This is a genomic window from Bradyrhizobium betae (genome assembly GCF_008932115.1).
GTDB classification, from domain to species: Bacteria; Pseudomonadota; Alphaproteobacteria; order Rhizobiales; family Xanthobacteraceae; genus Bradyrhizobium; species Bradyrhizobium betae.
In genome coordinates, this window is sequence record NZ_CP044543.1 from 4,077,310 (window position 1) to 4,096,123 (window position 18,814).

Genomic DNA, 18,814 nt, shown 5'->3' on the forward strand with positions numbered 1-18,814 from the left:
TGCGGAAAGACCTTCACCCCACCTCGGTTCGCATTCCGCTTCGCTCCATGCGACCCGATCCTCCCCCTCCAAGGGAGGATGGGAGTTCGCGGCGCGAACTGCGCTACTTCAGACCGCCGCGCAGACGAAGCCGCTGCCCTTGCGCCGGATCTTCCCCACTGATGGCGAGGGGAAATGCGCGGTGCAGCACAGTGTGTGGGTGTCGCAATAACGCTCCAGGAAGCTGCGGCGGGTGGTGGCCGCCGCGGCCGGATCGACATCGAACTTCACCGACATCTCCGGATAGAGCGCCTGGATCGGCGAGTGCATGAGGTCGCCGCTGAAGACAGCGTCGTCCTTGCCGCGACCGAAAGTGAACGCGACGTGGCCGGGCGTATGTCCCGGCGTCGGCAGGATGCGGACGTGATCGCCGATATGATGGTCGTTGCCGACCGCCTCGTGTCGCCCCGCCTCGACCACCGGCAGCACGCTATCGACGAAGGGCGGCACGGGCGCCTTCGCGTTCTGCTCGGTCCAGTAGTCGAATTCCTGCTTGCCGAACACGTAGCGCGCCTTGGGAAAAGTCGGCACCCAGCGGCCGTTCTCCAGCCGCGTGTTCCAGCCGACGTGATCGACGTGGAGATGCGTGCACATCACGAAATCGATGTCGTCAGGCGAGAAGCCCGCGCTCGCGAGTCCGCGCAAGTACGTGTCGTCGGTCTTCATGTTCCATTTCGGCCGCTGCGGCCGCGGCTTGTCGTTGCCGATGCAGCTGTCGACCAGAATGGTGTGATGCGGCGTCTTGATTACATAGGACTGGAAGCAAAGGATCAGCGTATCCTGCTCGTCCAGAGCCTTCGCCTGCCGCATCCATGCGCGGTTCTCGGCCAGCACCTCCGGCGTCAAACCCGGCAACATCTCGAGCGCCGGCAGGAAGGTCGCCTCCTGCTCGATAATGCGATGGATGGTGAGGTCACCGACCGCGAATGTAAGGCTCATGAGAACTCCAGCTTCTATGCGGCCGGCGGCACCGAGATTTTCACGGAGGGCCGCTCCAGCATCTTCTGGTGGAACGCGTCGAGCTTCGGATAGGCCTTGCGCCAGCCGCAATCTGCGAAGCGGAAGTCGGCATAGCCGAGCACGCAGACGAGACCGATCTGCGAGATGTCGAACGGACCGTTCAGCACGTCAGGCATGTTCTCGAACCGCGCCATGCCTGTCCAGGCCCGGTTCCAATGGTCGTCCGACCACGCCTGCCATTGCAGGCCCTGCGGCCGTACCATCTTCTCGTAGCGGCACAGCAGCATGGAATCGAGCATGCCGTTGATCAGGGAGTGATTGGTCTTGGCCTTCCAGCGCCGCGGACCGTAGTCCGGGATCAGGCTGCCACCGGCCATCTCGTTGAGATATTCGACGATGACATAGGAATCCAGGATGACGTCGCCGTCGTTGGTGATCAGCACCGGCAGCTTCTTCAGCGGCGTGATCTTCGAATAGTCCTCGTTGGCCGTGCCCGGCACCACGGCTGCCGGCGTGAATTCGATCTTGTCGATCAGCCCGAGTTCGATCGCGGCGATGCGCACCTTGCGGGCGAAGGGCGAGGCGGCGGAGAAGGAGAGTTTCATGGCGGACATCCGAAAATGAAAATTGGGGGTCGTCATTGCGAGGAGCGAAGCGACGAAGCAATCCAGAGTGTCTCCGCGGTGGGATTCTGGATTGCTTCGCTACGCTCGCAATGACGGGGAGAGAGCGGGGGCCTTACGCCGCCACGATCTCCTGGCGCTGCTCGCCGAGACCCTCGATGCCGAGCGTGATGACGTCGCCGACATTGAGGAAGGTCGGCGGCTTCATGCCGAGGCCGACGCCGGGCGGGGTGCCGGTGGTGACGATGTCGCCGGGCTCGAGCGTCATGAACTGCGAGACATAGGAGATACACTTGGCCATGGAGAAGATCATGGTCTGGGTCGAGCCGGTCTGGCGGCGCTGGCCGTTGACGTCGAGCCACATCGACAGGTTCTGCACGTCCTTGATCTCGTCCTTGGTGGCGAGCCACGGCCCGACCGGGCCGAACGTGTCGTGCGACTTGCCCTTGGTCCACTGACCCAGGCGCTCGGTCTGGAAGTTGCGCTCGGAGACGTCGTTGCAGACGCAATAGCCGGCGACGTAGTTCAGCGCATCGGCTTCCGAGACGTATTTGGCGCGGGTGCCGATGATGGCGGCGATCTCGACCTCCCAGTCGAGCTTGGTCGAGCCGCGCGGCTTCTCGACGACGTCGTTCGGGCCGGACAGCGACGTGTTGGCCTTCAGGAAAATGATCGGCTCGGTCGGGATCGCAGCGCCGGTTTCCTTGGCGTGGTCGCTGTAGTTGAGGCCGATGGCGACGAATTTCGAGATGCCGGTCACGGGCGCACCGAACCGCGGCTTGCCGGAGACGGCGGGCAGCGAGGCGGGATCAAGGGCTGCCAGCTTCTTCAGCGACTCCGGCGAATAGGCCTCGCCGGTGAGGTCCTTCACATGCGCCGACAGGTCGCGCAACTGGCCGGATTTGTCGATCAGGCCGGGCTTTTCCGCACCCTTTTCGCCGTAACGAACAAGCTTCATTCTCGTTTCTCCCTGGAGATGGACCGATCGGTTAAATAGCTTCATGGAACAGGGCGGCGGGAAATTCAACCGCTCAAAACGGGGCGCATTGCAGCCCTTACTTTGTAGGGTGGGCAAAGGCGCGAAGCGACGTGCCCACCAATGCTTTTGGTCGACTGAGATTGGTGGGCACGCTTCGCTTTGCCCACCCTACGATTGCAGCGCCACAAACTTGAACGCGTCCCCATCCCGCTTGATATGCCCCGCCGAGAAATGCCCGCCGATCACCAGCGTCGGCGTATCGGCAAACCGGCCGAATAGCTCGCGGCGCGTCGCCGCCGACTGTGTCTGGTCGGAATCCGCCGTCGAGGACCAGCCGAGATGCTTCATCTGGCAGGGATGATGGGCGACGTCGCCGGTCAGCAATCCCTGCTCGCCGTCCGACTGGATCAGGATGCTCATATGGCCGGGGCTATGGCCGGGGGTCGGGATCATGCTGATGTCGTCGGACAGACGGTGATCGCTCGGAATCAAATCGGCCCGGCCGGCATCGACGATCGGCTTCACGGAATCGCCAAACACTGCCTGCTTGTCCGGCTCGGTCGAATGGTCGCGCCAATGCTCGTATTCGGTCCTGCCGAAGACATAGCGCGCCTTCGGAAAGGTCGGCACCCATTTGCCGTCGACGAGCTTCGTATTCCAGCCGACATGGTCGACGTGAAGATGGGTGCACAGCACGGTGTCGATGCTGTCGGGGGCAAAGCCCGCCGCCATCATGGTCTCCAGGAACGGCGTGGTCCGGTTATTCCAGGTCGGGACGTTGCGGCCCTGCTTGTCGTTGCCAAGGCCGGTGTCCACCACGATGCGCTGGTTCGGCGTCTCCACCACCAGCGAATGGATCGACATCTTCAGCCGGCCTTCTTCCGTCGCAAAGTGCGGAATCAGCCAGGGCAGCTTCTGGATTTCCTCGTTGCTCGCCAGCGGCAGGATGAAGCGGGTCGAGCCGACCGTCTCCAGCTCCACAATCTTGGTGATTTTGACCTTGCCGACCTTCCACTGCATGCGGTGTGTCCCCATGTTCTCATTTTGACGCCGAAAGATGCGCACTTTCCGTTGCGCAGCGCAATGGATCATCTGTCGTGATCCTGCGTTATCGAGGGAACCCATCGAGATCCAAAGGGGGAGCAGATGCCAGAGCTTTCGATTTCCACCGAGAAGGTGACCTTCATCATCGAGAAGGCGCGCGAATTCGACGTCAAGGAAGCCGCCTCCGATCCGGATTCGGGCTCCAATCCCGCGGACGATGGCGAGACGGACGTGCTGGAGGACACCGCGTCCGATCCGGTCGCCGGCGAGCTTTCGGGCTTCATCCTGGCGATGAACGAAGACGAGCAACTCGACCTCGTCACGCTGATGTGGCTCGGTCGCGGCGACGGTACGGTGGAGGAGTGGGACGATTTGCGCGCCCGCGCCATCGAGGCGCGCGCCGAATACAAGAAGCCCAGGCAAGAGGCGGTGCAATATCTGCTGGGCGAGCCGATGCTCGGCGATCTCCTGGCCGACGGCATGGATGAGCTCGGCATCGACTGGACCGACGAGCGGACCACGCCGGTTGTGTAGGGCTCACCGCGCGCAGTCGACGATCACGGTGCCGAGCTTGTCGCCCTTCTCGACGGCCAGGTGCGCCTGTGCCGTGTCCGACAGCGCGAACTGCGCCGCGACATTGTGAAGCCGCGGCCCCGCCGCCAGCCATTTCGAGATGTCGGCCTGCGCTGCGGCAAGCAACGCCGGCGGCAACGCGAACAGCACCAGCGCGCGCAGCGCGATGCACTTTTCCATCAGTTCGCGCATCGGGATTGTTGGCGTGCGGTTGCCGTTGGTGGCGTAGACCGCGATGGTGGAATTCACCGCCATCAGCTTCAATGTGGTTGCGATGTTGCCGCCGAAATCGACGTCGACGACGTGGTCGACGCCGCGTCCGCCGGTGAAGGCCATCGCCTTGGCGACGACATCATCGTCCCTGTAGTTGATCACGAGATCGGCGCCGGCGCGCCTCGCCTGCTCGCCCTTCATCGCGGAGCTGACCGTCGCGATCACCTGCGCGCCGCCCCATTTGGCGAGCTGCACGGCATAGTGCCCGACTGCGCCGGCACCTCCGGTGACCAGCACGGTCTTGCCGACGATCGGGCCGTCCGCAAACAGCGAGCACCACGCTGTCATCGCGGGGATGCCGAGCGTCGCGCCTTCCGCAAAGGAGAGACGATCCGGCAGCGGCGTCACCAATTGCTCGGCGAGCGCGATATATTCGGCTGCCGTGCCGAAGGCGCGGCCGTTGCGCTGGCCGTTGAACAGCCAGACGCGATCGCCGACCCTGAAGCGCGTCACGCCGTCGCCGACATGGTCGACGAAACCCGCGCCGTCGCTGTTCGGAATGACGCGAGGGTATTCCATAGTCCGGTAGCTGCCGCCACGTCGTCCGACATCGGCCGGATTGACGCCGGAGGCTTCCAGGCGAATGCGCACTTCGCCCGGGCCCGCGACCGGCGTCGGCATCTCACCAAAGGTGAGGACGTCGGCCGCCGGTCCTGTCTGCTCGTACCAGACTGCTCTCACAGCGTTCCCGGGAAGGCGCCACCATCGAGCAGGATGTTCTGCCCAGTGATGAAGCCGGCCTTGGCGCCGCACAGGAACGCACAGGCATAGCCGAACTCGTCGGGCTGGCCGAAGCGGCCGGCCGGGTTGAGCTTGGCGCGCTCGGCCAGGACCTGCTCGGGGGTCGTGCCACGCTTGTCGGCTTCGCCCTTCGCGGTGCTCGTCAGACGATCGGTCTCGAACGGGCCCGGCAGCAGGCCGTTGATCGTGACGTTGTTGATCACGGTCTTGCGCGACAGGCCGGCGATGAAGCCGGTGAGGCCGGCGCGCGCGCCGTTGGAGAGGCCGAGGATGTCGATCGGCGCCTTCACCGCGGCCGAAGTGATGTTGACGATGCGGCCGAACTTGCGCGCCATCATGCCGTCCACAGTCGATTTGATCAGCTCGATCGGCGTGAGCATGTTGGCGTCGATCGCCTTGATCCAGTCGTCACGGGTCCAGTTGCGGAAATCGCCGGGCGGCGGGCCACCGGCATTGTTGATCAGGATGTCCGGCTCGGGGCAGGCCTTCAGAACGGCCTCGCGCCCCGCGGGCGTCGTGATGTCGCCGACGATCTCGGTGACCTTCACGCCCGGATAGAGCTTCCGGATCTCGTCGGCCGTCTTCTTCAAAGCTTCGGCGCCGCGTGCGGTCAGCGTGACGTCAACGCCGGCTTCGGCCAGCGAGAAGGCGCAGGCGCGGCCGAGGCCCTTGCTAGATGCGCAGACGATGGCGCGGCGACCTTTGATCCCAAGATCCACTGTTTCACTCCCGTAATGTCAGGCAGGTTTTAGAGGGCCGCACTCTAGCCAATCGTGGTGCCGCTGATAAGGGAGGGGCCCGCACCAAAATGCATGCTCGCCGGCGCGGCGATGCAAATGCGCCTGATCAGATGCGCCGCTCCTGCTTGAGGCGGTCGATGGCGGCGGCGGCTTCCGGCGGCAGTGTCTTGAAGCCCATCTGTCCCATGGCCGAGAACAGCGGCCGCAGCCGCGAGCCGGCGAGAAATGGCGGCTGGCGGTTGGCCGGCACGATCTGGTCGAACACCAGGACCAGCGTGGTGGCGACGAGGCCGACCCTGATGGCGCCGAGCGCGGCGCCTCCGAGCCGGTCGCCGATGCCGGCCTCGCGGACCGTATCATCCAGCACGAAGCGGCCGATATAACCCAGCAACATGCCGACCACCAGAAAGATGCCGAAGAACCAGATCCAGGTCTGGAGCTGCGGTGAATTCGGATCGCCGGCGATCTGCGGCGCGATCATCGGCATCAGCGAAACCGCGATGGGGGCGGCAAGCAGATAGGCGAGGATAGTCATGGCGCTGCGGAGCAGGCCGGTCCGGAAGCCGAAGCCGACCGTGATGACGAGCGCCGCATAGACCGCGAGATCGAAACTGTTCATGAGCGAGAGCCTGCGATGGAACGAATGAACGTCCCAACGATCATTCCGGTTTCAGATCGCTAAAATCGTCTGTATTGATGGCTGCAAAGTTCGAGGGATTGCGCCCAAGGAAGTGTCAGGGAAATCGTCATGTCAGACCTATTCGACGTCAGTAAAGAAACCATCCTCGTCACGGGCGCAAGCCAGGGATTGGGGCGGCAATTTGCCCGGGTTCTGGCGGCCAACGGCGCGGCCGTCGTGCTTGCGGCGCGGCAAACGGACAAGTTGAAGAGTCTGGAACAGGAAATCCGCGGCAAGGGCGGCCGCGCTGCCGCGGTTGCGCTCGACGTCACCGACATCGCTTCGATCGCCAAGGCAGTCGATACGGCAGAAGCCGCGCTCGGTCCGATCACCGTGCTGATCAACAATGCCGGCATTGCCATCGAGAAGCTCGCGACCGAGCAGACCGAATCCGACTGGGACGCGGTGATCGGCGCCAATCTGAAGGGCGCCTATTTCCTCGCGACCGAGATTGCGCGCCGCATGATCGCGCGCAAGCAGGAGGGCAACATCGTCAACATCGCCTCCGTGCTCGGCACCGGCGTGCTGAAGGCGGTGTCGCCTTACGCGATCTCCAAGGCCGGCATCATCCAGGCGACCAAGGCGATGGCACTGGAGCTCGCCGGGCAGAACATCCGCATCAACGCGCTCGCCCCCGGCTATATCGACACGGAAATGAACCACGCGTTCTGGTCGACGCCGCCAGGCGAGCGGTTGGCAAAACGCATCCCGCAACGCCGCGTCGGCGCCGAGTCCGATCTCGACGGCGCCATCCTGCTGCTGGCCTCGAAGGCGTCGAGGTACATGACGGGGAGCGTCATCACCGTCGATGGCGGGTTTTTGCTGAATTGAGCCCAGCTGTCGTCCCGGGGCGCGCGTAGCGCGAGCCCGGGACCCATACCCACAGGAAGCAATTTGGCGAAGACTCGGAGTGATCATCTCGCGCCGCAACTACTCCCTGTGGTTATGGATCCCCGCGTTCGCGGGGATGACAACGGAGGATGATGCGACAGCTTCACACTACCGCATCTCCCCCCTGATCATATCCGCCGCCTTCTCCCCGATCATGATGGTCGGCGCGTTGGTGTTGCCGCCGATCAGCGTCGGCATGATCGAGGCGTCGACGATGCGCAGGCCTTCGACGCCGTGGACCTTCAGCGTCGGGTCGACCACGGCCATCGCGTCCAGGCCCATCTTGCAGGTGCCGACAGGGTGATAGACGGTGTCGACGCGGCTTCGCAGGATGGCGCGGATGTCGTCGTCGGTGCTGACATCGGACGTGAACATGTCCTTCTTCTGCAACGCGCGCATCGCAGGCGTCTCCATTAGCCGCCGCGTGGTCTTGAAGCCCGCGACCATCGTTTCCAGGTCGGCTTCCTCGCCCAGAAAATTCGGATCGATCATGGGTGAAGCGAGCGGATCGGCGCTTTTCAGCCAGACGCTGCCGCGGCTCTTCGGCCTGAGCAGGCAGACATGGCATGAGAAGCCTGCTTCCTTGTGCTTCTTGCGGCCATGGTCATCGAGCATGGCGATGATGAAGTGCAGCTGAATGTCGGGCACATCGAGATCGGGGCTGGTCTTCAGGAAGCCGCCGCACTCGGCGAAATTGGTGGTCATCAGGCCGCGCCGCTTGCTGCGGTACTGCTGGATGGCGCGAAGCAGGGACGGCAATCGGCCGAGCGACGCGTGAACGAAGTGCGGATAGTCGGAGGCGTAGACGAACACGAAATCCGGATGGTCCTGCAGATTGCGCCCGACGCCCGGCAAATGATGCACGACGCCGATGCCGTGCGCCGCAAGCGCTTCGCCATCGCCGACGCCCGACAGCATCAGCAGTTGCGGTGACTGGAACGCGCCGGAGGCGAGGATCACCTCGCGCCGGGCGCGCAGCTGCTTGGTCTGCTTGCCCTGCAGATATTCGATGCCGACCGCGCGGCCGCCTTCGAACAGGATTTTCGTGGCATGCGCCCCCGTCTCGACGCGCAGATTCGCGCGCTTGTCCATGTGGGGCTGCAGATAGGCGCGTGCCGCGCTCCAGCGCTCGCCATTGTGCTGGGTCACCTGGTAGCTGCCGAGCCCTTCGTGGTCCTCGCCGTTGAAATCCTCGCGGATGCGGAACTGTGCCTCGCGCGCGGCCTGATGGAAGACGTCATGGATCGGATTGTCCGAGCGCAATTTGTTGACATGCAGCGGGCCGCCCTTGCCGTGATACGCGCCGTCGAAATCGCTGTTGTTCTCGGAAGCCTTGAAATAGGGCAGGACGTCGGCGTACGACCAGCCGGCATTGCCGAGCGAGGCCCAGTGGTCGTAGTCCCATTTGTTGCCGCGGATGTAGACCATGGCGTTGATCGCCGAGGAACCGCCGAGGCCCTTGCCGCGCGGTTGATAGCCGATGCGGCCGTTCAATCCCTTCTGCGGCACGGTCTCGAAGGCCCAGTTGGCCGCGCTGTAGGGCAGAGCGAGCCCGAATGGCGTGGTGATCCGCCAATTGTCGTTCCGTCCGCCGGCATCGAGCAGCGCCACGGATGTCGCCGCATCCTCCGACAGCCGCCCGGCGACAGTGCAGCCGCCCGAGCCCGCGCCCACGACGACGAAATCGAATGTGTCAGTCACTGATGTTTCCCCCTGAGAGTCTTTTTGTTTGGTCGTCATTCCGGGGCGCGACGAAATCGCGAGCTATGATGCGCAATTGCGCATCTGAGAATCCATCTCACCACCATTGATGCGGACAAATGGATTCTCAGATGCGTAATTGCGCATCATAGCTCGCGCTACGCGCGCCCCGGAATGACTGATAGCTGCGACATGAACCGCATCAGCTTCTCCAGCCGCGCGATCTTGCCGCCATAGGGCGGGTAGAGATCGGCGAGGCGGTTGAACTTCGAGCGATAGAACACCGGCTTCAGCTTGCTGAACGTCTTGAAACCCCATTCGCCGTGATAGGCGCCGGTGCCGGAGGCGCCGACGCCACCCATCGGCTGGTTGGCCTGCGCGAAGTGGAACAGGCAGTCGTTGATCGTGACCCCGCCGGAGATGGTGCGCGCCAGCACCTCGTCGCGCGCGGCGCGGTCCGTGCCGAACCAGTACAGCGCCAGCGGCCGGTCGCGGGCGTTGACGAAGGCGATCGCGTCGGCCGGCGAGCGCGTGCCGAGCACCGGCAGCACGGGTCCAAAAATCTCCTCCTGCATCACCGCCATGTCTGCGGTCGCACCGACGATCAGCGTCGGCGGAAATTTGCGATGGGATTTCCAGTTGGGATCGTCCGCCTTCGCCGGCTGCAGGATCTTGGCGCCGCGCTGTGCCGCATCGGCGACGAGGCCTTCCAGCCGCGCGTAATGCCGGTCGGAAATGATCGAAGTGTAGTCCTTGTTGGCGGGATCGGTGCCGAACATGCGCCGCATCTGCGCGCGTACTTTTTCGGCGAAGGCCTGCAGCGAGCCCTCCGGCACCAGCACATAATCCGGCGCGATGCAGGTCTGCCCGGCATTGAGCAGCTTGCCATAGGCGATGCGCTCGGCCGCCTCCTCGAGATCGGCGGAGCCATCGATGATCGCAGGCGACTTGCCGCCGAGCTCGAGCGTGACAGGCGTCAGATTGCGCCCTGCGGCTTCCGCGACCAGCCGCCCGACCCGCGTCGAGCCGGTGAAGACGAGATGATCGAACGGCAGCGAGGCAAAGGCTTTTGCAATCTCGTCCTCGATGCCGGTGACGAGCAGCTCGGTTGCGTCGAACCTCGCGGCGACGGTCTCCCTCAGCAGGCCGGCGAAGTGCGGCGCGAGCTCGCTCGGCTTGATGATGACGCGATTGCCGGCGGCGATCGCGCCGATCGCGGGCGCCAGCGTCAGCTGGAGCGGATAATTCCAGGGCGCGATGATGCCGACCACGCCGAGCGGCTGCGGCATCAGCCGGTTGCGCGCGGGCAGGAATTGCAGCGTGGTGGCGATTCGTTGCGGTGCCATCCAGCTCTTCAGCTGCTTGGTCGCATGCCGGATCTCGGAGAACACCATCATCGTCTCGGCAATGGTGGTTTCGACCGCGGAGCGATGGCCGAAATCGGCCGAGATCGCCTGCCGGAAGCGCTCCTCGTTGTCGGCGACCACGGCGCGCAGCCGCGCCAGCCGGTCGAGCCGCTCGGCAAGGTCAGCCGCCGGCTCGGTCCGCGACCGCAAGACCATGGCCTGGAAGGAATCCGCCAGAGCTCCCAGCGGAACGCTCGTCGGGGATCGATCCAAGGCGTTTGACAAGGCGTTGCTCCCTGACATGGCGTTTCCCTTCGCTTTTGTTGCCGCAAGCTGGCCCTTTGTGGAACTTCTGGCAAGAGCGGGCCAAACCGGCCGGAATTCGGCCCACCGCCCTGTCATAAAGTCGAAAAAAACGTCCCCGCAGCCCTTTCCAAAGGCGGTGCGGGTTGGTACATACGCCCCGCACCCAATGGGCTTTGCCCGGGGTTGCCTTCCAAGGAAGCCTTTGGGACGGACCGAGCAAGCCACGCGAACAGCGTCGGCCCTTCATCCACCGTCCCCGGCATTTTCGCGAAGGCACGCAATGGTTTAACGCGGGGTGGAGCAGCCCGGTAGCTCGTCAGGCTCATAACCTGAAGGTCATAGGTTCAAATCCTATCCCCGCAACCAAATTTGGATTTCACCGGATCCGATACGAAAATGGCTCGCATCACGCGGGCCATTTTTGTTTGGGGCGCTGCTCGGTGAAAACGTCAGCGATACCTTCCCGTACATTCGCTGCTACGAGCAAATCCCCTCACTCCGGAAAACTCAAAATCATCTTCAACAATTTCGGAAACCGCGCGTTGATGTCGTCCTCGCGCACGACGTTGCGGTGCTGAACACCCTGCTTCGACGTCCGGATCAGGCCGGCCTCGCGCAGGATGCGGAAATGGTTCGACAGGGTCGATTTCGCCATGTCGGGGCAGGGCGCCGCCTCGGTGCACGACATACAGGCGTTTTCCGCGACGAGGCTCTTGACGATGCGCCGCCGCATCGGATCCGCGAGGGCTGCGAGCACCCCGGCCAGTGTGATCTCGTCCCGCGATGGGTGAACGAACTGCACCATGCCTAAAATATAGCACCTGCCTTGAACTCCTTCAATAGTTCACTAGTATTGAACTATTGAATATCGGCATCCCGCCGAACAACGGAGATATGCGATGACCAGGAGACTCGAAGGCAAAGTTGCGCTCGTGACCGGCGCATCCAAAGGCATCGGTGCCGAAATCGCCACGCGGCTCGCGGCCGAGGGCGCGGCGGTCGCCGTCAACTACAGCGCCAGCAAAGAGGCCGCCGACCGCGTGGTCGCGGCGATTCTCGCCAAGGGTGGCAAGGCCGTCGCGGTCCAGGGCAACCTCGCCGACGCCAACGACGTGAAAAGCGTGGTCGCGGAGACCGTCAAGGCGCTCGGTGCGATCGACATCCTGGTCAACAACGCGGGCGTCTACGAATTCGCTCCGCTCGAGGACATCACGCCGGAGCATTTCCACCGGCATTTCGACCTCAACGTGCTCGGCCTGCTGCTGGTTTCGGGCGAAGCGTCGAAGCACTTCAACGCCAATGGCGGGAGCATCATCAACATCTCCTCCGGCGTCTCGACCATCGCGCCGGCGAACACCGCCGTCTACACCGCGACCAAAGCGTCGGTCGATGCGATCACCGCCGTGCTGGCGAAGGAGCTGGCGCCGCGCAAGATCCGCGTCAACGCCGTCAATCCGGGCATGATCGCCACCGAAGGCGTCGTCTCGGCCGGCCTGCACGAAGGCGACATGCGTAGCTGGATCGAATCCACCACCCCGCTCGGCCGCATCGGCAAGGTCGAGGAGATCGCGGCCGCGGTGGCCTTCTTCGCGTCGGACGATGCGTCCTACGTTACGGGCGAGACGCTTCACGTCACCGGCGGCCTGCGCTGACGGCTGACCTGATTGGACTGTAACGGTCCCGATGGGAAAATGGCCCGCTTCACGCGGGCCATTTTGCTTTGACCGGGCGCAGCAGAGAGAAGGCCTGGCGCAGATCGTCACTTTTGCTGAATGCGACTGAGGTAATCGACGACAGCCAGGATGCGTTTTTGCACGACGACGTCCGGGTTCTGCTCCGGCCCGGCCATCTTCCAATAGGAGGGATCGACATAATGGGGCAAGTTGACGATGGGATTGAATCGGTCGCCCCAAATCGGCATTTCACGAATGCCGTGAGCGGGAGGTAGTTTCGATCCGTCGATGGCTTTGTAGACAGCGTCCGCGGGAAAGACGCCGTTGTTGTTCCTGGCCAGCATGGTCAAGTCAGCAGGCGCTATCTTGAGCTGGTCGCTGACCGGTCCTTTGCCCCTTGCATCGGCACCGTGACAACTCGCGCACGAAGATTGAAACTCCCCTTTGCCGACGTCGAGGTCTTCAGCCTGGGCGACGACGGCGAACCCGGCGGTCAGGCCGGAAATCATCAACCATTTCACGCCGCATTTGACCATGTCGCGCTCCGACGCCGGCTGGAAAGAACCGGATGGTAGCGGCCTGGCTCTCCGGCAGATTGACGCACGTCAAGACCGCGCACCGCGCACCGCGCGTCGAAGGACGAGAGGCGATTCCCGCCATTCGTGAGTAAATCTTATAAGTTTATGCCGATTTCAGTGTCTAATCGCGTGATCCTCCCTGGCGTAGAGTGCTGCGCAACAATGGAGGTCCATCATGCGCATCACACGCAGCGGGGCGCAGGCTTCGGCGAGCGGCCCTGCCGAATATTTCACCGGGACCGTGCGGATCGATGCGCCGTTCGCCGGTGAAGATCCCGCGCGCATCGGCGGCGCGACCGTCACGTTCGAACCGGGCGCCCGCACGGCCTGGCACACCCACCCGCTCGGCCAGACCCTGATCGTGACGTCGGGGCTCGGCTGGGTGCAGCGCGAGGGCGGCCCGATCGAAGAGATCAGGCCCGGAGACATCGTCTGGTTCGCGCCGGCGGAAAAGCACTGGCACGGCGCCACGCCCGCGACCGCGATGACGCATATCGCCATCGCCGAAAAGCTGAACGGCAGTCCGGTCGACTGGCTGGAGAAGGTGACCGACGCGCAATACGCGGCCGGGACCAAGACCTGAAGAGATCGAGAGGCAAGCTATGTTGGGAACTGTTCTTCACGGCCCCCGCGACATCCGTTGCGAACAGGTGCCGGAGCCGAAAATCCTCAAGCCCACGGACGCCATCATCCGCCTCGCCGCCACCTGCATCTGTGGCTCCGATCTCTGGCCCTACCGCGGCTTGAACGAAACGACCGGGCCCCAGGCGATGGGCCACGAATATTGCGGCATCGTCGAGCAAGTCGGCGGCGCCGTGAAGAACGTGCGGCCGGGGCAGTTCGTTGTCGGCTCATTCTGCCTGTCCGACAACACGTGTCCCCATTGCCGGTTCGGCTTCCAGTCGTCCTGCGAGCAGCGCGAATTCATGACCGGCGCGCAGGCGCCGCTTGCGCGAGTCCCCCTGGCCGACGGCACCCTGGTTGCGACGGCCGAGCTGCCGCCCGCCGATCTGATCCCCAGCCTGCTGGCGACGTCGGACGTGCTCGGTACCGGCTGGTATGCGGCCGACGCGGCGCGCGTGCAGCCGGGATCGACGGTCGTCGTCGTGGGCGACGGTGCCGTAGGCCTGATGGGCGTGCTCGCCGCCAGGCAGATGGGCGCAGCCCGCATCATCGCGATGAGCCGCCACAAAAAGCGGCAGGAGCTCGCGCTCGAATACGGCGCGACGCACATCGTGTCGGAGCGCGGCGAGGAGGGCATCGCCAGGATCAAGCAGCTGACCCAGAATGTCGGCGCCGATTCGGTCCTGGAATGCGTCGGCACCAGGGAATCGATGGACCAGGCGCTGGCATGCGCGCGGCCGGGTTCGATGATCGGCTATGTCGGCGTCCCGCATGGCGTCACGTTCGACGGGCAGCAGCTGTTCTTCTCGCAGCGCGGCCTGATGGGGGGACCGGCTCCGGTGCGCAGATTCCTGCCGCACCTGATGCATTTGGTGCTCCAGCGCAAGATCAATCCCGGCAAGGTGTTCGACCTCGAGCTGCCGCTTGCCGACGTCGCTGAAGGCTACCGCGCCATGGACGAGCGGCGCGCCGTCAAGGTCATGCTGCGCCTGTGATGGCGGGAGGGCGGAAGGTGCGTTGGGGCAGGCGAGGTGCCTGCCTTAAACGCGATCAGCCCCGGCATCATCATGACCTCGCTTGCCAAGGATGAGCTCGCAGGACCCTGGGGCCAGCTACCGGCTCCCATGAAAAACGGCCCGCCTCGCGCGGGCCATTTTTGTTTGGCGACCCGAAGTCCTCACAACTCCGGATCGTCTCCCCGCCAAGGTCAGGATCTGTGCGGGCAGACCATCGTCAGATGAAGCAGCGTCGGCTTGTCCGAGCCCTTCTTGTACTCCCACTCCAGCCGGATCTCGTGCCGGTGGGCATAGGCATCGCTGGCCGCGTGGGTGATGATGTTGGTCTTCATCGGGATCGGCGGCTCCGAATTGAAGCATTTCCGGACGCAGGCATCGAGCAGGTCGCATCGCGTCAGCGGAATCACGCCCGGCTCGTCCCTGGATAGCGGGACCGTGTTCGGCTGCGTGCTGAGATCGAGACGAGCGCGGCCCTTCTCCTTGTGCCAGTACTTGGCGCTTCCCTGCGGCCACTTCGACGGCGGATTCAAAATCAGGTGGTACTGGCCGTATTCCAAGGTGGGCAGGTCGATGTCGTCCGATGCCTTGAGCTTCGCGACGCTCTTTTTCATGTTCGCCAGGGGAAAATAGTTGCTATTCATCAAATCCCTGAAGGCCTTGCCGCCATACGTCCTGCCGCCCATCGCCCTATCCTTCGATATGATCCAATCAATCGGGACAACGTGCAGCCCGGCAAAGCTCGAGGACCACAATAAAAGCCTCGGTGCCCCAGGATGCCGGCCCCATTTTCGCGCGGCGACGACGCTACCACCCGAAAATGTATTTCGTCCAGAGAGCCACCTTTGCCAACACAGGTATGTTTCGCTGCAAGTTCGATTGCCATGCATGTCGCGATAGGTATTCTTACGCTGAGCTCCCCGCGAGTACCGGTCGGCAGAGAACGCCGTCGTGACTTTTGAAGGCACAGGAATGCATTGTGTCGCGTGTCAGTCGACGATCGACCCGAGCGATGGCTGGTGCCCTAAATGCGGGCTAGCCGTGCGACGCTCCGATCCCGATAGCGAACGTCGATTCGTCACGATCCTCCGCGCTGATGTCATCGATTCCACCGGGCTCATTGCCGAGCTGGAGCCGGAGGAGGCGGTCTCGCGGCTGGAACCGGCCTTGGCCGCGATGAGAGGCGCGGTGCGTCGGTTCGGGGGAATCGTCAGCAAGGAACTGGGCGACGGGGTCGCGGCGGTGTTCGGTGCTCCGATCGCGGATGACAACCATGCGCCGCTGGCCTGCCATGCGGCGCTCGAACTCGTCCGGCGCGTCGCAAGCCTTGGCGATGCCGGGCTGCAGGTGCGGGTTGGCCTCCATTCGGGACACGTGGTCGCCTACATGGTCGCCAGCGAGTTTTCTAAGGTCTACGAGATCGGCGGCGCCGCCCAGCATCTGGCAGCCCGGCTGGAGTCAGTGGCCGAGGCGAATCAAATCTACGTGTCGGAAGCCTGCCAGAAGCTCGCGGATGGGCATGTCCGGTTTGAATTCCTGGGTGGCAGGACCTTGCGTGGCTTCAACCAGCCCCTGCCGGTCTATCGAATCGTCGGCGCCAGCGATCTTTCGAGTTGGCGAGTCCGGCGCGCGCGCAGCGTTTCACGGTTCGTCGATCGTGTGACGGAGCGCGCGCTGCTCGGCCGCGCCGCAGACAGCGTGGTTGCGGGTCGGCAGACGGTCCTGCTGCTGGGTGATGCGGGCATCGGCAAGTCGCGGCTGGCGCATGAGTTCGCCCAGGAGCTCAAGGCCAATGGCTGGCGCCTGGTCGATGCCGAGTGTAGCCCGAACCTCCAGGGCGCGCCGTTCAGCACGCTCAAGCGCCTCTTGCTCTCGCTGCTGGAGGCAACCGCAAAGGATCCGGACGGCCCGGGAGACCCAAGAAGCGATCTGCCGCTGATCCAGCAATGTGCCCTCGATGCCGTGCTGGATCTGCCGATCTCGGAGCCGCAGTGGAACGAGCTGGAGCCTCACGCACGAGGACGGGCGATTGCCGATGCGAGCTGCACGATCGTCGCGAGCGCCGCCCGTCGTCACCGCATGGTGCTGCTGCTCGAGGATCTGCACTGGATCGACCGGGCCAGCGATGCGGTCGTGGCGGCAATTGCTTCGTTGCAGGCGCCCGATCTTCTCGTGCTCCTCACCTCCAGGCCGAACGGCATGCCGGTGTGGATCGCACGCTGCCACGCCGAGATCGTCGCAATGCGTCCCCTCGACGACGATTCGGGGCTCGCCATGCTGTCAGACATGCTCGGCCCCTCCGCGGCGAACGCCGATCTGAAGAACCGGATCATTTCGCACACGGCCAATATCCCCTTGTTCATCGAGGAGGTCTGCCGCGGACTGAGGGATAGCGGAACGCTTCGCGGTCAGTGGGGCGATCTCGCGCTCGTACGTCCCATCGATGAACTCGGCATTCCCAGCAGCATCCAGGGCGTGATCGCATCGCGTCTCGATCGCGTGTCGAGGCCGGAACGATCCATCTTGCAGATTGCCGCGGCACTCGGACCGCGATCGAGCGTCGCCATGCTGCGGCAGATCGTCGAGTTGCCCGAAGATGTCCTGCAGGACTGTCTTGCGGCGCTCGATCGTACCGAACTGCTGGTCAGGATCGACAGCGAGTTGCACGACGCACTCGAGTTTCGGCACGAGATGGTTCGCCAGGTCACGTACGACTCGATGGTCGAAAAGGTGCGCGAGGACATTCACGCTCGCATTCTAGCGACGCTTGAGCGCGACGACACGTTTGCCGATGAGCCGGATACGTTGTGCTATCACGCGGTGCGAGCCAAGAATTGGCAGAAGGCTTTTGGTCACGGCAGAAGCGCGGGACAAAAATGTTTGAGCCGGTCGGCATTTGCGGATGCGGCCAACTATTTCGAGATCGCGATGGACGCCCTCGATAGGACGCCTGTGACGGGTCTGCGGGAGGCCGCCGCCATCGATCTTCGGATGGAAGCGCGTTCGGCGTTCATCGCATCCGGTCACGTTGCCGAGTGGCTGGATCTGGGAAAAGAGGCCGAACGGCGCTCCGACGCGATCGATGACATCGGACGCAAGGTCGCCGCGATGACGGTCAGAGCCGGCGCGCAGAACTTCTATGGTGCGCCGGTCGAAGCGGTCGCGGTCAATGAAGAGGTCGTTCGCCTCGCGGAGGGGTGGGGCAATCTGGGGTGGCTCAATCTCGCACGATATGGGCTTGGGCAGGCCTATTTCCTCGCCGGTCGCTACCGTGACGCAGTGCTGACACTGGCACTGGCTCACGACCAATTGGCGAGTGTGGAAGCCAGCGCTCCGATCGGGACGACTCCAAAATACCTGCTCCTCCTCTGCTGCATGATGAAGAGCTTTACCCACACCGTCATGGGCGAGTTCGACGTCGCCGAACAGCTCCAGCAGCAGGCCGCTGCGATCGCGGAGGAGACGGGCCGTCCCTATGACCGCGTCGGAGCCGCCTATAGCGGCGGCTGGCTATTGCTTGGTCGCGGCGATCCGGCGGCGGCCGCCGCCATTCTCGAAGATGGCTTCGTCCTGGCGCAGAAGCACGGCATCCGGTTGTTCGTGCCGGTGCTCGCCTGTCACCTCGGCATCGCCTATCTGGAGCAGGGGCTGTTCGACCGGGCGCGCGGCATGCTGGCCGAGGCGCGGGAGGAGGCGAAGGCGGTCGGTTATACCTCGGCGGTGCTGCGCAGCTCGATCTACCTCGCGCTCGCCACCAGCGAGCTCGGCGACGTCCAGGCGGCGCAGAACATGCTGCGCGAGGCGCGCAACACCGCCCGCCAGCAGGGCTTCGCCGGTCTCGAGGCCGAGGCCCTGTTCGGCGTAGCCGTCGTGACGCCGGCCGCCGGCGCGGCGAACCAGGCGGCCAATCTCGCTGCCCTGCGCGCCGCCATCGCGATCGCTTCCGAGAGCGGCGCACGGCCGCTGCAGCACAAGGCCGAGGCGATGCTGAACGAGGCGCTCGCCCGGGGCGACGAGTTCACCTGAGCTTC

The 18,814-nt window shown here is 64.0% G+C and carries 18 protein-coding genes and 1 tRNA gene; 7 read left to right on the forward strand and 12 right to left on the reverse strand.

The window, feature by feature from the left end; all coding sequences use genetic code 11:
- Positions 1-108: 108 nt before the first annotated feature.
- The 4 genes from F8237_RS19375 to F8237_RS19390 form a co-directional block, all read right to left on the reverse strand.
- Positions 109-978 (reverse strand): MBL fold metallo-hydrolase, encoded by an 870-nt coding sequence (locus F8237_RS19375; RefSeq protein ID WP_151647014.1) that lies wholly within the window; start codon positions 976-978, stop codon positions 109-111.
- Positions 979-992: 14 nt separating this feature from the next.
- The gene (locus tag F8237_RS19380; protein ID WP_151647016.1) at positions 993-1,604 is read right to left on the reverse strand and encodes a glutathione S-transferase family protein; all 612 of its coding nucleotides are present in this window, start codon (positions 1,602-1,604) and stop codon (positions 993-995) included.
- A gap of 133 nt (positions 1,605-1,737) precedes the next feature.
- Complete coding sequence (locus tag F8237_RS19385) at positions 1,738-2,580, reverse strand: fumarylacetoacetate hydrolase family protein (protein WP_151647018.1); 843 nt, start codon at positions 2,578-2,580, stop codon at positions 1,738-1,740.
- Positions 2,581-2,769: 189 nt separating this feature from the next.
- Positions 2,770-3,621: an MBL fold metallo-hydrolase gene (locus F8237_RS19390; protein WP_162006125.1), complete on the reverse strand. Its 852-nt coding sequence runs from the start codon at positions 3,619-3,621 to the stop codon at positions 2,770-2,772.
- A gap of 126 nt (positions 3,622-3,747) precedes the next feature.
- On the opposite strand from F8237_RS19390, the gene F8237_RS19395 reads away from it, so the two are divergent.
- Complete coding sequence (locus F8237_RS19395) at positions 3,748-4,179, forward strand: DUF3775 domain-containing protein (RefSeq protein ID WP_151647022.1); 432 nt, start codon at positions 3,748-3,750, stop codon at positions 4,177-4,179.
- 3 nt (positions 4,180-4,182) lie between these two features.
- On the opposite strand, the gene F8237_RS19400 is transcribed toward F8237_RS19395, so the two are convergent.
- From F8237_RS19400 to F8237_RS19410, 3 genes are all read right to left on the reverse strand, one after another.
- Positions 4,183-5,172 carry an NADPH:quinone reductase gene (locus tag F8237_RS19400; RefSeq protein ID WP_151647024.1) on the reverse strand — a complete coding sequence of 330 codons (990 nt, stop codon included), beginning with the start codon at positions 5,170-5,172 and terminating at the stop codon, positions 4,183-4,185.
- Complete coding sequence (locus tag F8237_RS19405; protein WP_014439524.1) at positions 5,169-5,951, reverse strand: SDR family oxidoreductase; 783 nt, start codon at positions 5,949-5,951, stop codon at positions 5,169-5,171. Before F8237_RS19405 ends, F8237_RS19400 begins: the two co-directional genes overlap by 4 nt.
- Before the next feature lie 127 nt (positions 5,952-6,078).
- Complete coding sequence (locus tag F8237_RS19410; RefSeq protein WP_151647026.1) at positions 6,079-6,591, reverse strand: CvpA family protein; 513 nt, start codon at positions 6,589-6,591, stop codon at positions 6,079-6,081.
- A gap of 129 nt (positions 6,592-6,720) precedes the next feature.
- Between F8237_RS19410 and F8237_RS19415 the strand changes: the two genes are divergently transcribed.
- The gene (locus F8237_RS19415) at positions 6,721-7,482 is read left to right on the forward strand and encodes an SDR family NAD(P)-dependent oxidoreductase (protein WP_151647028.1); all 762 of its coding nucleotides are present in this window, start codon (positions 6,721-6,723) and stop codon (positions 7,480-7,482) included.
- A 168-nt stretch (positions 7,483-7,650) separates the two neighbouring features.
- On the opposite strand, the gene F8237_RS19420 is transcribed toward F8237_RS19415, so the two are convergent.
- Together F8237_RS19420 and F8237_RS19425 are read right to left on the reverse strand one after the other, a co-directional pair.
- A complete protein-coding gene (locus F8237_RS19420; RefSeq protein WP_162006126.1) occupies positions 7,651-9,243 on the reverse strand; it encodes a GMC family oxidoreductase in 1,593 nt (530 codons plus the stop codon).
- 158 nt (positions 9,244-9,401) lie between these two features.
- Entirely contained in the window at positions 9,402-10,862 is a 1,461-nt protein-coding gene (locus tag F8237_RS19425) for a coniferyl aldehyde dehydrogenase (protein ID WP_374761610.1), read from the reverse strand.
- Positions 10,863-11,184: 322 nt separating this feature from the next.
- On the opposite strand from F8237_RS19425, the gene F8237_RS19430 reads away from it, so the two are divergent.
- Positions 11,185-11,261 (forward strand) — tRNA-Met (locus tag F8237_RS19430).
- A gap of 127 nt (positions 11,262-11,388) precedes the next feature.
- Here F8237_RS19430 and F8237_RS19435 read toward each other — a convergent pair.
- A complete protein-coding gene (locus tag F8237_RS19435; protein ID WP_151647033.1) occupies positions 11,389-11,700 on the reverse strand; it encodes an ArsR/SmtB family transcription factor in 312 nt (103 codons plus the stop codon).
- 94 nt (positions 11,701-11,794) lie between these two features.
- Between F8237_RS19435 and F8237_RS19440 the strand changes: the two genes are divergently transcribed.
- Positions 11,795-12,547: an SDR family NAD(P)-dependent oxidoreductase gene (locus tag F8237_RS19440; protein ID WP_151647035.1), complete on the forward strand. Its 753-nt coding sequence runs from the start codon at positions 11,795-11,797 to the stop codon at positions 12,545-12,547.
- 107 nt (positions 12,548-12,654) lie between these two features.
- On the opposite strand, the gene F8237_RS19445 is transcribed toward F8237_RS19440, so the two are convergent.
- A complete protein-coding gene (locus tag F8237_RS19445) occupies positions 12,655-13,104 on the reverse strand; it encodes a c-type cytochrome (protein WP_151647037.1) in 450 nt (149 codons plus the stop codon).
- Positions 13,105-13,321: 217 nt separating this feature from the next.
- Here F8237_RS19445 and F8237_RS19450 point away from each other — a divergent pair, with 217 nt between their 5' ends.
- Positions 13,322-13,729, forward strand: a complete 408-nt coding sequence (locus tag F8237_RS19450) for a (R)-mandelonitrile lyase (protein ID WP_151647039.1) — start codon at positions 13,322-13,324, stop codon at positions 13,727-13,729.
- Between the two features lie 19 nt (positions 13,730-13,748).
- Positions 13,749-14,765 (forward strand): zinc-dependent alcohol dehydrogenase family protein, encoded by a 1,017-nt coding sequence (locus tag F8237_RS19455; protein ID WP_151647040.1) that lies wholly within the window; start codon positions 13,749-13,751, stop codon positions 14,763-14,765.
- 212 nt (positions 14,766-14,977) lie between these two features.
- Here F8237_RS19455 and F8237_RS19465 read toward each other — a convergent pair whose 3' ends face one another.
- Entirely contained in the window at positions 14,978-15,469 is a 492-nt protein-coding gene (locus F8237_RS19465) for a hypothetical protein (protein WP_151650606.1), read from the reverse strand.
- 286 nt (positions 15,470-15,755) lie between these two features.
- On the opposite strand from F8237_RS19465, the gene F8237_RS19470 reads away from it, so the two are divergent.
- Positions 15,756-18,809, forward strand: a complete 3,054-nt coding sequence (locus F8237_RS19470) for an ATP-binding protein (protein WP_151650607.1) — start codon at positions 15,756-15,758, stop codon at positions 18,807-18,809.
- Positions 18,810-18,814 lie beyond the last annotated feature (5 nt).

Bases quoted from the DNA above. Each gene is read 5' to 3' on its own strand.
- F8237_RS19395 (WP_151647022.1), top strand. From the start codon at position 3,748: ATGCCAGAGCTTTCGATTTCCACCGAGAAGGTGACCTTCATCATCGAG.
- F8237_RS19435 (WP_151647033.1), bottom strand. From the start codon at position 11,700: ATGGTGCAGTTCGTTCACCCATCGCGGGACGAGATCACACTGGCCGGG.
- F8237_RS19415 (WP_151647028.1), top strand. From the start codon at position 6,721: ATGTCAGACCTATTCGACGTCAGTAAAGAAACCATCCTCGTCACGGGC.
- F8237_RS19375 (WP_151647014.1), bottom strand. From the start codon at position 978: ATGAGCCTTACATTCGCGGTCGGTGACCTCACCATCCATCGCATTATC.
- F8237_RS19440 (WP_151647035.1), top strand. From the start codon at position 11,795: ATGACCAGGAGACTCGAAGGCAAAGTTGCGCTCGTGACCGGCGCATCC.
- F8237_RS19450 (WP_151647039.1), top strand. From the start codon at position 13,322: ATGCGCATCACACGCAGCGGGGCGCAGGCTTCGGCGAGCGGCCCTGCC.
- F8237_RS19455 (WP_151647040.1), top strand. From the start codon at position 13,749: ATGTTGGGAACTGTTCTTCACGGCCCCCGCGACATCCGTTGCGAACAG.
- F8237_RS19445 (WP_151647037.1), bottom strand. From the start codon at position 13,104: ATGGTCAAATGCGGCGTGAAATGGTTGATGATTTCCGGCCTGACCGCC.
- F8237_RS19410 (WP_151647026.1), bottom strand. From the start codon at position 6,591: ATGAACAGTTTCGATCTCGCGGTCTATGCGGCGCTCGTCATCACGGTC.
- F8237_RS19470 (WP_151650607.1), top strand. From the start codon at position 15,756: ATGCATTGTGTCGCGTGTCAGTCGACGATCGACCCGAGCGATGGCTGG.
- F8237_RS19380 (WP_151647016.1), bottom strand. From the start codon at position 1,604: ATGAAACTCTCCTTCTCCGCCGCCTCGCCCTTCGCCCGCAAGGTGCGC.
- F8237_RS19385 (WP_151647018.1), bottom strand. From the start codon at position 2,580: ATGAAGCTTGTTCGTTACGGCGAAAAGGGTGCGGAAAAGCCCGGCCTG.
- F8237_RS19390 (WP_162006125.1), bottom strand. From the start codon at position 3,621: ATGCAGTGGAAGGTCGGCAAGGTCAAAATCACCAAGATTGTGGAGCTG.
- F8237_RS19465 (WP_151650606.1), bottom strand. From the start codon at position 15,469: ATGGGCGGCAGGACGTATGGCGGCAAGGCCTTCAGGGATTTGATGAAT.